Origin of the sequence: Streptomyces sp. NPDC127117, from assembly GCF_042677325.1 — a bacterium.
Taxonomy (GTDB): Bacteria; Actinomycetota; Actinomycetes; order Streptomycetales; family Streptomycetaceae; genus Streptomyces.
The window spans coordinates 1-16,166 of the sequence record NZ_JBHXTM010000081.1 but is presented as its reverse complement, the minus strand read 5'-3'; the positions used below and the strand labels follow the sequence as shown (position 1 = coordinate 16,166).

At 71.6% G+C, this 16,166-nt stretch carries 7 protein-coding genes; 5 read left to right on the top strand and 2 right to left on the bottom strand.

All coding sequences use genetic code 11. The features are described from left to right. The first annotated feature begins 17 nt into the window (after positions 1-17). The 3 genes from ACFVH0_RS37705 (at position 18) to ACFVH0_RS37695 (ending at position 5,806) form a co-directional block, all read left to right on the top strand. Positions 18-4,031 (top strand): type I polyketide synthase, encoded by a 4,014-nt coding sequence (locus tag ACFVH0_RS37705; protein ID WP_385827814.1) that lies wholly within the window; start codon positions 18-20, stop codon positions 4,029-4,031. A 220-nt stretch (positions 4,032-4,251) separates the two neighbouring features. Then, positions 4,252-4,923 carry a hypothetical protein gene (locus ACFVH0_RS37700; protein ID WP_385827810.1) on the top strand — a complete coding sequence of 224 codons (672 nt, stop codon included), beginning with the start codon at positions 4,252-4,254 and terminating at the stop codon, positions 4,921-4,923. Positions 4,924-5,245: 322 nt separating this feature from the next. Further along, entirely contained in the window at positions 5,246-5,806 is a 561-nt protein-coding gene (locus tag ACFVH0_RS37695; RefSeq protein WP_385827808.1) for a ferrous iron transport protein A, read from the top strand. Between the two features lie 478 nt (positions 5,807-6,284). Here the strand turns inward: ACFVH0_RS37695 and ACFVH0_RS37690 are convergent, their stop codons facing one another. Further along, entirely contained in the window at positions 6,285-9,296 is a 3,012-nt protein-coding gene (locus tag ACFVH0_RS37690; protein WP_385827806.1) for an amino acid adenylation domain-containing protein, read from the bottom strand. Positions 9,297-9,302: 6 nt separating this feature from the next. Beyond that, positions 9,303-10,310, bottom strand: a complete 1,008-nt coding sequence (locus ACFVH0_RS37685) for a TauD/TfdA family dioxygenase (protein ID WP_385827804.1) — start codon at positions 10,308-10,310, stop codon at positions 9,303-9,305. Positions 10,311-10,710: 400 nt separating this feature from the next. Here ACFVH0_RS37685 and ACFVH0_RS37680 point away from each other — a divergent pair, with 400 nt between their 5' ends. Further along, on the top strand, positions 10,711-11,616 hold the full coding sequence (locus ACFVH0_RS37680; protein ID WP_385827802.1) for a menaquinone biosynthetic enzyme MqnA/MqnD family protein: 906 nt from the start codon (positions 10,711-10,713) through the stop codon (positions 11,614-11,616). 116 nt (positions 11,617-11,732) lie between these two features. Continuing rightward, positions 11,733-16,166: beta-ketoacyl synthase N-terminal-like domain-containing protein (locus ACFVH0_RS37675; protein WP_385827800.1), on the top strand; the 4,434-nt coding region annotated here is incomplete at its 3' end.

The following is a 16,166-nucleotide window of genomic DNA, read 5'->3' as shown; positions in this document are numbered from 1 at the left end:
ACGTACAGGGGGAACAGCTGATGGATTCAGGTGCCGACCAGATCGTCGAGGCGCTCCGCTCCGCCCTCGTGGACAACGAGCGGCTGAAACTGCAGAACCAGCGGTTGGCCGACGCGTCGACCGAGCCCATCGCCATCGTCGGGATGAGCTGCCGGCTGCCCGGTGGTGCGGACTCCCCGGAGGCGCTGTGGCAGCTCGTGCTCGACGGCCGGGACGCCGTCTCGGCCGTCCCCACCGACCGGGGCTGGGATCCGGCCTGGCTGCGCGGCCCCGACGAACCGGCGGACGCACCGCTCTCGTTGGAGGGCGGCTTCGTCCACGACGCCCCGTGCTTCGACCCGGCCCCGTTCGGCATCAGCCCGCGCGAGGCCCTTGCCATGGACCCGCAGCAGCGCCTGCTCCTCGAAGCCACCTGGGAGGCCCTCGAACGCGGCGGGTTCGACCCGACCGCACTGAAGGGAACGCCCACCGGCGTCTTCGTCGGCTGCTCGGCCTCCGGGTACAGCGCCACCATGTACGGCGACGCGCAGGGCAGCGAGTCGTATCTGCTCACCGGCACCGCCGGTGGTGTGCTCTCCGGCCGCATCTCCTACGCCTTCGGCCTGGAGGGCCCCGCCGTCACCGTGGACACGGCGTGCTCGTCGTCGTCCGTGGCGCTCCACCTGGCCGTCCAGTCGCTGCGCAAGGGCGAATGCACGCTCGCCGTCGCGGGCGGCGCCGCCGTCATCGCCACCCCCGGTGTCTTCTCCGAGTTCAGCAAGCAGGGCGGGCTGGCCGCCGACGGCCGCTGCAAGGCATTCGCCGACTCGGCCGACGGCACCGGCTGGGCCGAGGGCACCGGCATGCTCCTCCTGGAACGGCTCTCGGATGCCCGCCGCAACGGCCACGAGGTACTGGCCGTCGTACGCGGCTCCGCCGTCAACCAGGACGGCGCGAGCAACGGCCTCACGGCCCCGAGCGGCCCGGCACAGCGCCGGGTCATCCGGCAGGCCCTCGCCGACGCCCGCCTGACCACGGCCGATGTCGATGTCGTCGAGGCACACGGCACCGGCACGACGCTGGGCGACCCGATCGAGGCCCAGGCGCTGCTCGCCACGTACGGGCAGGGCCGTCCCGAGGACCGGCCGCTGTGGCTGGGCTCCCTGAAGTCGAACATGGGCCATCCGCAGGCCACCGCCGGTGTCGCGGGTGTCATCAAGATGGTCATGGCCATCCGCAACGGGATACTGCCGCGAACTCTTCACGCCGAGGAGCCCTCGACCCACGTCAAGTGGTCGGCGGGCGCGGTCCGGCTGCTCGACGAGCAGCAGCCGTGGCCCGAGACCGGCCGGGCACGCCGGGCGGGCGTCTCCTCGTTCGGGATGAGCGGCACGAACGTCCACCTCATCGTGGAGGAGGCACCGCAGGAGGACCCGGCGACGCCGGAGCCGGAGAAGACGACCGCCGGGGACGGCCTCGCCGTCGTCCCCTGGGTCCTTTCGGCCAAGACCGGGCAGGCCCTGCGCGCCCAGGCCGAACGCCTGCTCGACCGCGTACGCGAGGACACCGGGACCTCCCTCACGGACATCGGCTACTCCCTCGCCCTGACCCGCACGGCCTTCAACCACCGGGCGGCCGTGGTCGCCGGCGAACGCGCGGACTTCCTCGCCGCCCTGAAGTCCCTCGCCGAGGGCACACCGGCAGCCGCGGCCGTGTCCGGAGTGGCCGGCCGGGGATCCCGCCCGGTCTTCGTGTTCCCGGGTCAGGGTGCGCAGTGGGTCGGCATGGCAGTGGGGCTGCTCGACGCCTCACCCGCGTTCGCGGCACGGATGGCCGAGTGCGCGGCTGCGCTGGAGCCGTACACCGACTGGTCGTTGCTCGATGTCGTACGCGGCACGGAGGGCGCGCCCGGCCTGGACCGGGTGGATGTGGTGCAGCCGGTGCTGTGGGCCGTGATGGTGTCCCTGGCCGAGGTGTGGCGTTCGTACGGTGTCGAGCCGGCGGCCGTGATCGGTCACTCGCAGGGTGAGATCGCTGCTGCGGCGGTCGCGGGCATTCTGTCGCTGGGTGATGCGGCGAAGGTGGTGGCGCTGCGCAGCCGGGCGATCATCGCGCTCGCGGGTCGTGGTGGCATGGTGTCGGTCGCCCAGCCCGCAACCTGGGTCCGGGAGAAGATCACCACCTGGGACGGCCGGATCTCCATCGCCGCCGTCAACGGACCCTCCTCCGTCGTCGTCTCCGGCGACCCCGAGGCTCTGGACGAGCTGGTCACCGACTGCCTGGCCGACGAGATCCGCGCCCGCAAGATCGACGTGGACTACGCCTCCCACTCCGCCCATGTCGAGGAGATCGAGACCGAACTCGCCAGACGTCTGGCGGGAGTTGAGCCCGGCGCGGGCGATGTGTCCCTGTACTCGTCCCTCACCGGAGCCGTCCTGAGCGGTACGGAGATGGGTGCCGGGTACTGGTACGACAACCTCCGCGAGACCGTCGAGTTCGAGCAGGCCACCCGTGCCGCCCTGGCCGACGGGCACTCCGTGTTCATCGAGGTCAGCCCCCACCCGGTCCTCGCGATCGGCCTCCAGGGCACCATCGAGAACGTCGGCGCCGATGCCGCGGTCCTCGGCACCCTGCGCCGCCGGGAAGGCGGCCAGGACCGGTTCCTGACCTCGCTGGCCGAGGCCCACTGCCACGGTACGACCATCGACTGGACGGCCGTCTTCGCGAACACCGGCGCCACCCGCGTCGCCCTCCCCACCTACGCCTTCCAGCGCACCCACTACTGGCCGGCCCCGCCCGCGCCCGGCACCTTCTTCCCGGCCCCCGCGCCCTCGGGCGAGCCGGCCGACGCGCTCGACGAGGACGAAGTGTCCCGGACGAGCGGGGAGTTCGCCGCACGGCTGAGGGACGCCCCCGCTGCCGAGCGGCACTGGCTGCTCGTCGGTCTCGTGACCCAGCACGCCGCCGCCGTCCTGGGCCACGACTCGGCCGAGGCCATCGAGAAGGACACCAACTTCCTGGAGCAGGGCTTCGACTCCCTGACCGCGCTCAGGATGCGCAACAACCTTCAGCAGGTCCTCGGCGTCACCCTGTCGCCGACCCTGCTGTTCGACCACTCCACCCCGGTCCGGCTCTCCCGCCACCTCGCCGAGCGGCTGCTCGGCGAGGTGGCCGGGGCCGAGGGCGGCGAGGACGCGGACGAGACTCCGCAGCCCGGTGCCAACGGCCTGCTCGGACAGCTCTTCCGGCACAGCCGGGACATCGGCAGGCCCGTGGAATACACGGAACTGCTGATCAACCTGGCCTCCTTCCGCCCGACCTACGAGGACCACGCGAGCCTGGAGACACCGCACCGCGCGGTCCCGCTGGGCCGGTCCGACGGAGAGCGGGAGCGCCCCGCGCTGATCAGCTGCTGCACCATGTCGATGCTGTCCGGCGCCCACGAGTACGCACGCCTGGCGGCGGGCTTCCGAGGGGTGCGGGACGTCTACGCCCTTCCGCACCCCGGGTTCGGGGCCGGCCAGGACCTGCCCGCGAGCCGCGACACACTGCTGCGGACCCACGCGGACACGGTCCTGCGGACCGTCGGCGACCGCCCGTTCGTCCTCACCGGGCATTCCGGCGGTGCCATGGTCGCCAACGTCCTCTCGCTGGAACTGGCCAGGCAGGGCCGCGCCCCTGACGCCGTGGTCCTCATGGACAGCTACCCCGTCGACAGCGAGGTGCTCGTCAACTGGATCCCGCAGATGCTCGACGGAATGGTCGAACGGGACAGCGCGTACACGCCGATGGACGACTACCGGACCACGGCGTGGGCGGCGTACCTCCAGTTCTTCTTCGACTGGAAGGCCCAGCCGCTCGACGTACCCACCCTCCTGGTCCGCGCCGCCGACCCGCTCGGCACCATCCCCGAGGACGCCGACTGGCGCGCCCAGTGGCCGTACGAACACGACGTGGTCGACGTCCCCGGCGACCACTTCACGATGCTGGGTGACCACTCGGAGGACGTCGCCAAGCGCATCCAGGAGTGGCTGAACGACCGGGGCCTGTAGACCGCCCCTGACGATCCCGCCTGTCGCGGGGCATCCGGTGCACGTACTGGCCGGAGCGGCCCGGGCGACTCGACCGGACCGCCGCCGCTCATGACAACGCCCCTCCCGCAGCGGGAGGGGCGTTGTCGTCGTCATTCCCACGGCCAGGAAGGATGAGCCCATCATTCACCTGCGGCCCGGGGCGTTCTCCTTCCGGGCCTGGTACTCAGAGGATCCACCCTTGTTCCACCACCGGACGGCGACCCTGATTCTGGCGCTCTCGGGACTGATGCTCTCGGCATGCGCCCCGGGCTCGCCCGTGCGAGCGAAGACCGGCCGGCAGGTGGTCCGCGACCGGCTGGCCGCAGCCGACGACGCCCCCCGCTCGGCCGCACTCCGAGCCGTCACGGAGTCCGGGACCGGACGACTGCAACTCGTCGTGGGACGGATCAACCTCAACACGCCTTTGACGGGGCGCACGACGGACAAGACCGAGCAGTACACCGAAGACGTCGTGATCACCCGGCAGAAGGTGTACCGGCGCGCAAGCGGAACCCACGGCGTGTGGCAGGAGTTCCCCGTGTCGACGGCCAAGGGCGGCATACCCGTGGACCGGCTTCCGCAGTACGTGCACCTCATGCTCGGCCACAGCGCCACCGTGCACCGGGGGAGCGAACCTGTGCGGGTGTCGGCCCGCCTCACCCCGAAGGACATCGAATCCGTCGACAGGATCGCCGGGCGCAATCTGGGCCCCGCCACCGCGATCGACGCCGAGGCATGGATCGACGAGGAGGGCCGCGTCGTGCGCATACGCCAGGAAATCCACTTCGCGTCAGACCCCGACATCCGGGCCACGCTCACACTCACCGATTTCAGGAGCGCCATTTCGGTGAGCACCCCCGTCGCGCGGTGAGCATCATCCGGGTCAACGAGGGCGAACCGGTACTTCTGGTTGTGCGGTAGAACGCCTACACCTTCATGGGACATGCGATTGGATGGCCTCATCATTCCTGCGAACGCAACGGGCCCGCCCGGGTATTGCGCGCATACGCGTCATGAAGCAGAGGGAGCAGTCGATGAGCCAACCGTCCCCGACCCCGTCGGGATCCGGAGTGCCGCCCGCAGCCCCTCTTCCCCCGGGCCGACCGCCGACACCGTCTCCCGATCCCGGCGGGGATCCGCGACCGGGACCGCCGAGTCGCCGCATCTCCGAATGGGCGGCGCTGATTTCCGCGGTGGCCGCGGTTCTCGGGCTCCTGCTGGGATTCTTCGGCCTGCCCACGGTCGTGAACTCGCCCACCGCCAGGGTCGCCCGGCCGGCCGTCACCGTCACCGTTACCGCGCCACCTCTGCCCGCGAGCGGCGGGTCGGTAGCCGAGCCGACCGACACCGCATCTCCGGCGGGCCCCGTCGAACCGATACATACGAAGAACATCCACATGACCATCCGGTACTACCTGTCCTTCTCCCTGGATCCCGTCAAACCCCGTGAAGGAGAAGGGGACTTCAACTTCTTCGCCCTCGGGGACGGCGAGATCAACTCGACCGGAGGCACAGTGGTACGGCTGGATCCGGGCCAGAAGGGCTCGCTGGACGTCTGCACCTCCGACACCCGCTACGTCCGTCGGCTGGAGGTCGCCGAGCTGACCCCGGGAACCCAACTCTGCGTCGTCAACAAGGCCAATGTCGGACTCATCGAGATCCGTGCGCTGCCCGACCCCAACGCCACCAGCTCCTACCTCACTTTCGACGCCACGATCTGGCGTCAGGCGGTCCGCCCCGAGGGAACCGACTGAAGCGGCCCATGAGGCATGGAGCTCGGCCCCGCTGCATGCGGGGGCAGGACGGGTCGTCCGTGTCCGATGAGGAGTGGGAGCGGTTCCTCCGCGAATCGGTGACGGACACGGCCGGGGCCCCGCGGAACCGTCGGCGCGCGCCCGTGAGGTGGAGCGGCGGCTGCGGGAGAGCTCCGACCACACGAGCAACGGCACGACGGCCGAGGGCAACAACTGGTCACCGCCACCCGCTCGTAGGTCCCGCCGTCGGACGTCACGCCCGCATCAGGAGTGACGCAGGGGCGACGGCTGCTTCGCAGGACCGGGTGGCCTCTTCATGGCGGGCGGCCATGCCGCGCCACCGAGCACACGAAACCGTCCCCTCCCGCTTCGGCGGGAGGGGACGGGGTGGTCCGCGTCGAACGTGGAGACCGGGCGCATGAGCCGTCACGGCGCTCCGACCGAAGCGGATCGGGTGCTCGCCCGCACCGGGCGTGCGTCAGCGCAGGCTTTCCGCGACCTCCGAGACGTGCCGGAGGGTCGGGCGGGCGATGAAGCGTGCCAGGTGGGACATGAACTCCTTCTCCCGCGCCGGGGGCACCAGTTGCGAGGCCACCCGTGCCAGCATGGTCAGCAGGGTCACCGAGTCGCCGCCCAGCGCGTGGAAGTCCGGCTCCTGGCCCAGCCGGGACGCCGGCAGGCCCAGCGTGTCGGACCAGATCTCCGCCACGGCCGCCTCCACACCCGCACGCTCCCCGGCCGGCTCCGATGCCGCCGACGGCTCCCCGGACGTCTCGAACGGTGTCGGCAGCGCGGAGACGTCCACCTTGCCGTTCGGCGTCAGCGGCAGCTCCGGGATCACCAGCGTCGTGCCGGGAACCATGTAGCGCGGCAGCCGCTCGGCCACGTGCGCGTCGAGCGCGTCCGTCGGCACCTCCGCGTCGAGCACGACCCACGCGTACAGCGCCTTGTCGGTCGTCCCCGGGCGCGGCAGGCCCGCGACGAAGGCACTGGCCACCGCCGGATGTTCCTCCAGCGTGTGGGCGATCTCGGCCGGCTCCACCCGGTGGCCGTGCACCTTGACCTGCTCGTCGGTGCGGCCCGCCGACTCCAGCTCGCCGGACGGCAGCAGCCGGGCCAGGTCACCGCTGCGGTAGACCCGGGTGCCGTCGGCGAGGCGGAGGAAACGCTCCGCGTTCAGATCGGGCCGGCCCCGGTAGCCGCGGGCGAGCTGGTCCCCGGCCAGGAACATCTCGCCGACCTCACCCGGCTCCACGAAGCAGCCGCGCGCGTCCAGCAGATGGATGTGGGTGCCGGGGGTCGGCAGACCGATCGGCACCGACGGCAGCTCGGCATCGCGCGCCGGGTCGAATTCCCGGGACATGCAGCCGATCGTCGTCTCCGTCGGACCGTACTCGTTGAAGATGCGGCACTGCGGGCCGAAGATCTCCTGCGCCCGCGCGGCGACCGAACCGCGCAGCAGCTCGCCCCCCGCGACGACCGTACGGAAGCCCGTGGGACGCAGTCCCAGCCGGCTGATCAGGTCCAGATGGGTCGGGGTGAGCTTGAGCGCGTTGGCCCCCGAGGAGGTCAGCATCTCCCGCAGCACCACATGGTCGAGGTCGTCCGGGACCAGGGTGATCGAGCCGCCGACCAGCAACGGAAGGAACAGCGCCGTGTTGGAGAGGTCGAACGCCAGCGAGGTGAAGAGCGGGAAGCAGGTGCTGTCGTCCACGCCGTAGGTGCGGATCGCCCAGTCGGCGAACACCGTCAGTTGGGCGTGTTCGATCTCGACACCCTTGGGGCGGCCCGTCGAGCCGGACGTGTAGATGATGTACGCGAGATCGCCGGGCCGTACGTCGTCGTCGGCGGCCGGGCGGCCCCCGCGGTCGGCGAGATCCTCCAGGATCGCGGCCTCGCAGCCCACCGGCACCGGATCGCGTTTGGCGAGCGCCCGGTCGACCAGGCACACGCTCGCCCGAGCGTCGCGCAGCAGACCGGACAGGCGCTGGTCGGGATGGGCCGGGTCCAGCGGCAGATACGCCGCCCCGGCCTTGAGGACGCCCCAGATGCCCGCCATCGCCGCGACGGTCCGCCCCGCAGCCAGACCCACGACCGAACCGCGGCCCAGCCCCCGGTCCCGCAGCTCCGCCGCGATCGCGTCCGCCTTGCGGCTCAGCTCCGCGTAACTGACCGGCCCCTCCGGCCCGTTCAGCGCCACCGCGTCCGGGGTGCGGGCCGCCTGGGCCTCGAACTGCTCCACAACCGTCCCGGTCCGGGCCGGCGGCAGGATCGGGGCGTTGCCCACCCACTCCCTGCGGTGAGCGGGCGACAGCTCCTCCTCGATCGCGTCGAGCAGCGCCTCCGCCCGCTGGGCGGTACCGGGTCCGTCGTGCCAGCCGATGGTGATCTCCGTACGGCCGTCGAACTCCAGCAGGTCCACCTCCGGCGGACCGACCGGACCCGAGTTCGGCAGGGCGAACACATCGGTGGCCCGGAACACGGGGGTACTCAGCGCGTCCGGGCCGATCTTCCCCATGCTGGAGAGCGTCGCGAGCGCGGAGTATTTGTTCTGTGCGGCCGAGTACGCGTCCAGCTCGGAGATCTGACGGCGCAGGATGTCCAGCGGCACGGTCGTCATGACGGTGTCGGCGCGGGCCGCCAGGTCGTGCCCCTCGGCCAGCAGCGTCAGCATCCGCTCATGTGCCTCCTCCCACCCCGCGTCGGCATCCACCTCGAACAGCGGATTGTGGGTGAGGTTGCCCGTCGAGCGCAGCTCGGGGGCGTAACGGCGCAGGTCCACCGGAACCATGAAGCGCCCGGTCCGCACACCGCGGGCCCGCGCGATGGCGAGCGCCACCTTCGCGACCGCACCGGGGTGCGAACCGTCGATGGTGCGACGACGCCAGAAGAAGCCCCGGTTCTCGCCGCCCGGGGCCCGGGGGCCCAGCGCGGACGGCCAGTCCAGATCCGCCTGGATACCGGGGGAGGACTTCACACCCGCCGCGTCGAGCCGGTCGAGCAGCTGCGCCTCGCTCACCGCGTCCGGCGCCCCGAGCAGCGGCTCACCGCGCAGCGCCCGGAACACCTCCTCGGCCCAGAACATCAGGCCCTTGCCGTCGAGTGCGCCGTGGAAGGCACGGAAGACGATGTGCGTACCGCCGGGATGCCCCGACAGCAGCACCTCGCAGGTGGGACCGCCGTCGCCCATCAGCGGTCGGTGCAGGTCCGGTGCGTCGGCGGCCGGGTCCAGACTGCCCGCCGGCAGCTCTCGCACGGCCGGTGCGACTTTGCTGTCCGTCCAGGTCATGCCCGTACGGGTGAGCCGGGTGCCGGGGCAGGAGAGCGCCGCACGCTCGACGGCGGCGGCCAGTTCGGGCCGGCCGACGAGCCCGGTGCCCTGCACGAACAGATGCATGACACCGGGTACCGAGTCCGGATAGACCAGGAACCATGCCTCCATGGGGGAGACCGGGCGACTGTAGATGGTGGGGTCCGCCCCGACGGGCATGGTGTGCTACCTCTCCTCGGTGTTCAGCGGGTCCGGCGCGGCGCTCTGCAGCACCTGGCCGCCGTCCGGCCGCGACGCGCGCGACCTCCGGTGGTCGATGTGTACGAAAATCCGCTGGAGCCAGCGGTCAGCGCCGTCGTAGCGCGGCTGGAACGCGTTCCGGCCGTGCAGCGCCATCCGGTTGTCGACCAGCGCCAGGTCGCCCGGCGCCAGCAGAAGTTCCTGGTAGGTGTGGTCGACCGCCTTCTCCAGCAGGAGCAGCGCGTCGGCCGCGGTGTCGTCCAGCGCCGTCGTACTGCTGAAGTCGACCGTCAGATCCGGGTCGTCGGTGCTGCCGGTCAGGACACCGCGCGGCTTCTCGCTGCCCGGCGGCATGGCGAACGAAGCCGGTGCGGCGATCGTGAAGCGCGGCTCGTGCAGAATCGCCCGGACCGGCTCCGGGAGCAGCGGCACGATGCGGCGGACCGACGCTATGCGCAGCTTCGCCACGTTCGCGTGGTCGTTGCGCACACACATCAGGCCGACGAAGTCCGGGCGCAGCGGGTGGAAGGCGTTCTCCGTGTGCATGTTGAGCTTGGTGGAGCCCGCGTTGCCCTGGAAGCTCTCCATGCCGGGAACCGGGACCACGTCCTGCACCAGGGCGCCGGACTTCTCCTTGTCGAAGGCGACCACCTCGCCCAGTGCCATGCCGATGAGGGCGAGAGCCGCGGCCGGCACCGTGGCGGCGCGCTGCACCGAACCGGCGACGGACGGCGTGGCCGGCGTCGCGCCGGGCGCGTGCTGCGGCAGGTTGCGCAGCAGCAGCATCGCGTCGGTCCCCGGATCCCAGGTGAACTGCCGCAGCCGGGCCCGCAGTCCGGACGGCAGCTCGCTCGACAGCGTGCGCGCGGCGGCGACCCAGCGGGGGTCGTCGATCAGCTGGGGAGCCGTACCGGACAGCTCCTCGGCCAGGGCGGTGAGTTCGGCTTTCTCCGCATCGTCCAGGTGCAAGACCGGATCGACGATGCTTGCCACCTCCGTATGGGAAGACATAAGTCTCCATTCGTTGTCGAGATGTCGTGAGCGAAATGCCAAGTGCTTTTCGAGCAGGCTACGAGCGCCCGGAAACGTGGGCAACCCTTATCGGTAGGGGTGTCACCCCTACCGCCGAAGGACACTTGCTGCAAGGACACTTGGTGCCACACCGGAAACCGGAGTTCGCTCTCCGGGCCGCGCTACGGTGGCTGCTATCGCAGTTCTTTGGCGGCGGCCGATAAAAGCGCCAAAAACAAGTTCCGGCAGCCTGTCGGCCACGGTCAGGGATTCAGAATTCGAGCAATCGGAAGCGTTGATGACCTTGAGCGCACAGACGACGGAAATAGAACCTTCGCATCTCTCCGGAACGCTGGAGTACGCGGACGGGACATTCGCCGGAATGGAGTTCGGTGAATTCGGGCGGGCGGCGACGTTCAAGCGGAACCGCCCCCGCGTCGGCCACATCTCGTTCCTGAACTGCCTGCCCCTGTACTGGGGCCTGGCGAAGACCGGCAGCCTCCTCGACCTGGACGTCACCAGGGCGAGCCCCGAGATCCTCAGCGCCGCCCTGGCCGAGGGACGACTCGACATCGGCCCGATCAGCGTCTTCGAGTACCTCAAGCACGCCGAGGACCTGGTCGTACTGCCGGACATCGCGATCGGCAGCGACGGCGACGTGCAGTCCTGCCTGATCTTCAGCAAGGTGCCGCTCGACGAACTCGACGGCGCGAAGGTCGCCCTCGGCTCCGCCAGCCGCACCTCCGTCCGCCTCGCCCAGCTGCTGCTCGGCGAGCAGATCGGGGTGCACCCCCGGTACGAGGTCACCGAGCCCGACCTCGACGTGATGATGCGCGACGCCCAGGCCGGCGTGCTCATCGGTGATGTCGCGCTGCGCGCCGCCCTGTACGAGGCGCCCCGGCTCGGCCTGCGGGTGCACGACCTCGGCGGCATGTGGCGGGACTGGACGGGACTGCCCTTCGTGTTCGCCGTCATGGCCGTCCGGCGGGAATTCCTGGCCCGCGAACCCGGAATCGTCCACCGTGTCCACGAGGACCTCAGAATCGCGCGGGACCTCTCCCTTCAGGAGATCGACCTGATCTGCGAACAGGCCGCGGAATGGGAGACGTTCACCTCGGAGACGCTGAAGGACTATTACCTCAACGGCCTCGATTTCGATTTCGGGCCGCGGCAGCTCGCCGCCCTCACCGAGTTCGCGCGCAGGGTGGGCGGACCGGAAGCCGGATTCCCCGCGGACCTGCGTATCGACGTCCTCGGACTGCACCCGCAGGGGCAAAACAGGGGGTGACAGGGGTTCAGCCCCGTATCCGGGCGGATCACACTGTCCGCAACACTCCGGGCCGGAGTCCGCCGCTCGGTGTGCGAGGGCCAAGAGGGGCCGAATCGAGAGACGGATATGGTGACATGCTGCGTGCCGAGCTGATCCGCCCATTCCCTGAAATTCTGCGGGGGCACGCCGAACGGTCCGCCGGGAAAACGGCATTCCGCGACGCGCGCAGGGCCGTCACGTACGCCGGCCTGGAGCAGCGCACCGGCCGGCTCGCCGGACATCTCGCGGACCTCGGACTGGAACCCGGCGACCGTGTCGTGATCCTGCTCGGCAACCGCGTCGAGACCGTCGAGAGCTATCTCGCGGCGATCCGCGCCGCAGCCGTGGGCGTCCCCGTCAACCCGCACTCCGCCGACACCGAACTCGCCCACATCCTCGCCGACAGCGGCGCCCGCGCCGTCATCACCGACCCGGCACATGTCGCCCAGGTCCGGCGCGCGTGGAGCACCGGGGGCGACGGGGGCGACGGGAGTGCGGGTGGTGTCGGCAGCGTGGGCGGTGTCGGGAGTGCGGGTGGTGTCGGAGGCCGGGCGCCCATTCTCCTCGTCGTCCCGGACAACGCCCTTCCGACGGCCACCGGCAACGGTGCTGCTTCTGGCACCGTCTCCGCCTCAGCCCCCGCCCGCGCCTCCGCTCCCGCCTCCGCCTCCGCTCCCGCCTCTGACACCGTCTGCTACGAGACGCTCGCCACCACCGAACCCGTCGCCCCCGCCCGGGACACCCTCGGCCTGGACGACATCACCTGGCAGCTGTACACCTCCGGAACCACCGGCAGACCCAAGGGCGTGCTCTCCACCCAGCGGAGCGCCCTCTGGTCGGTCGCCGCCTCGTACGCGCCGATCGCGGGACTGTCCGCCGACGCCCGGGTCGTCTGGCCGCTCCCGCTCTTCCACAGCTTCTCCCACATCGCGTGCGTCGTCGGCGTCACCGCCGTCGGTGCCACCGCCCGGATCCTCGACGGCTTCTCGGCCGAGGACGTCGCGGCCGCCGTACGCGAGGAGTCCGCCACCTTCCTCGCCGGTGTCCCCGCCGTCTACCAGCACCTCGTCGACGCCGCCGAGGGACAGTCCCTCCGCGACACCGGCCTGCGCACCTGCATGGTCGCCGGCGCCATCACGACCGCCGCGCTCCAGACGGCCTTCGAAACGGCGTACGGCGTGCCGCTGCTCAACCTCTACGGCAGCACCGAGGCCTGCGGCGCCATCACCATGAACACCGCCACCGGCCCCCGCGTCGAGGGCTCCTGCGGCCTGCCCGTACCCGGCCTCGACGTACGACTCGTCGACCCGGACACCGGACGGGACAGCGCACCGGGCGCCGAGGGCGAGATCTGGGTCAAGGGCCCCAATGTGATGGTCGGTTACCACAACCGTCCCGAAGCCACCGCAGAAGTCCTCACCGACGGCTGGTACCGGACCGGCGATCTGGCCCGCCGCGCCCCGTCGGGCCACTTCACCATCAGTGGCCGCCTGAAGGAACTCATCATCCGCGGCGGGGAGAACATTCACCCCACGGAGGTCGAGGACGTCCTGCGCGCCGTGCCCGGCGTCGCCGACGCCGCCGTCACCGGAAAGCCGGACACCGTCCTCGGTGAAGTCCCGGTGGCCTTCCTCGTCCCCGGCCCCGGAGGGCTGCCCGCCCCCGCCGAACTCCTCGCCGCCTGCCGGACCCACCTCTCGTACTTCAAGGCCCCGCACGAGTTCCACGCCGTCGCCCGCATCCCGCGTACCGCCTCCGGCAAGATCACCCGCCACGCCCTGCTCGACCACCCCGCCCGCCTGCTGGCCACGTCCACCGCGGACCACATCCTCCACCGACCCAGGTGGTCCCCCCTCCCGGCCACGTCCGGCGGCGGCGGACGGGGCGCAGCCCGGGGGAGCTGGGCGGTGCTCGGAAGGAGCGGGGCCGGGGCGGCGCCCGTATCCGGGCTGGTGTCCGCGCTCCGGAACGCGGGGGCCACCGTACGCACCCATCCGGACGTGGCCGCGCTCATCGCCGACCTGGCCGCCGGTGCTCCGGCACCCGACCGGATCCTGCTCCTGCCCGTCACGCACACCGACCCGGCCGCCGAACCGGTCGATGCTGCGTCGACCGGCCCGGCCGCCGAACCGGTCGACGCCGCGGGCACCGGCCCGTCCGCTGATCCGGCCGACGCAGCAGACACCGACCCGGCCACGGCCGCAGGCATCGACCCGGCCGCTGACCCGGCCACGGCCGCAGGCATCGACCCGGCCGCTGACCCGGCCACGGCCGCAGGCATCGACCCGGCCGCTGTCGTGGATACCCGCCTGGTCGCCGTCGTGGACGAGCTGACCGGAGCGGTCGGCGAACTCCTCGCGTGTGGTGCCCTCCGGGCCGCCCGACTCGTGGTGGTCACCCACGGCGCGGCGTCCACCGGCCCCGGCGACCCGCTCCGCAACCCGGCCCACGCCCCGGCACGCGGCGCCCTGCGCACCCTCGACGACAGCCACCCGGCCCGCTGCACCCGCATCGACCTGGAAGCCCTCGCCCCGGACCTGGCCCTCTCCGACCTGGGCACCCCCACCCCCGAGGACCTGCTCGCCCTCCTCGAAGCCGTCGACAGCGGCGTCGGCGAGTGCGCCGTCCGCCACGGCCGGGTTTTCGTTCCCGGACTGCGCGACATCCCCCACATCGGTTCAGGGGCATCCTCCGACAGCCCGGTCGATCCACAGGGCACGGTCCTGGTCACCGGCGCAGAGGACCCGGCCACGGCCGACCTCGTCCGCCACCTCGTGACTGCCCATGGCGTACGACGCGTTCTGCTGCCGTACCTCACCGGTCAGCACACGGCGGAAGCCCTGAACGCCGAACTGGCGGACACAGGGGCCGAGATCACCGCCACCGGCATCGACCCCGCCGATCCGTCCGCCCTCGCCGTCCTGACTTCGCACCCGCAGCCGCACCCGCTCTCCCTCGTGGTGCACACCCTTCCCGCCGGGCTGCGCACGGCCATCGAAACCACCCTGCCCCTCCAGCACATCGCCGGCCCCGCCCGCCTGCTGCTCATCGCCCCGCCGGGCACGGACCCCGCCACCGAGGCCTTCGCGCACGCCCTCGCAGCTCAGCGCCACGCACTCGGCCTGCCCGCTCTGGCCATGACGACCGGAGCCGGCCTCACGGGCCGCGCGCGCACGGCCGCGCTCGATGCCGCACTGCTGCTCGACGACGAACACAGCCTCGTCGCGGACCCCGACGCCATCGCGACGTCCGAGCCCGCGCCGCAGTCCGCCGCACCCGAACCCGCAACCGTCCGGCGACTGCGCGAAGACCTCGCGGACCACAGCGAGGAGGAGCAGCTGCGGAGCCTCCTCGAACTCGTCCGCACCGAGGCCGCCGAGGTCGCCCAACTGCCCACGGCACACGAGATCGAGCCCGACCGGGCGTTCAAGGACCTCGGCTTCACCTCCCAGGCGGCGGTCCGGCTCCGCAGCCGGCTGACGGCCGCCACCGGCCTCGTCCTCCCGGCCACCCTGGCCTTCGACCACCCCACTCCGACCGCCATCGCCCGCCACCTCCACGCACTCCTGATCGGCACGGGCACAGGTATCGGCACGGGCATCCCCGGTACTCCGTCGGAGCGCTCCACGGCCACCGCCACCGCCCGCACCACCTCCGACGAGCCGATCGCGATCGTCGCCATGGCCTGCCGACTCCCCGGAGGCATCGCCTCACCGGACGACCTCTGGCAGATGGTCGCCGACGGCGGCCACGGCATCACCCCCTTCCCCGAGGACCGGGGCTGGGACCTGACCGCCCTGTACCACCCCGATCCCGAGCACCCGGGCACGATGTACGTCCGCGACAGCGGATTCCTGCACGATGCCGCCGAGTTCGACGCCCACTTCTTCGGCATCAAGCCGCGCGAGGCCCTGGCGATGGACCCGCAGCAGCGCCTCGTCCTGGAGACCTCCTGGGAGACCCTGGAACGCGCGGGCATCACCCCGCGCTCCCTGCACGGAACCCGGACCGGCGTGTACGTCGGCCTCATGAACCACGACTACGCCAGTGACACCGGCGCCGCCCTCGGCGCGGCCGAGGGATACGTGTGCACCGGCACCGCAGGCAGCGTGGCCTCCGGCCGTGTCTCCTACGTCCTGGGCCTGGAAGGTCCGGCGGTGACGGTGGACACGGCCTGCTCGTCGTCGCTGGTCGCCCTGCACCTGGCGGCCCAGGCGCTGCGGGCGGGGGAGTGCGACCTGGCGCTCGCGGGTGGTGTGACCGTCATGGCGGGCCCCGGCTCGTTCATCGAGTTCAGTCGCCAGGGCGGCCTGGCCGCCGACGGCCGCTGCAAGCCGTTCTCCGACGACGCGGACGGCACCGGCTGGTCAGAGGGCGTCGGCATGCTCCTCGTGGAACGCCTCTCCGACGCACAGCGCAACGGCCACCAGGTGCTGGCGGTCGTTTCGGGTTCGGCTGTGAACCAGGACGGTGCGTCGAACGGTCTGACGGCTCCGAACGGGCCGTCGCAGCAGCGGGTGATCCGTCAG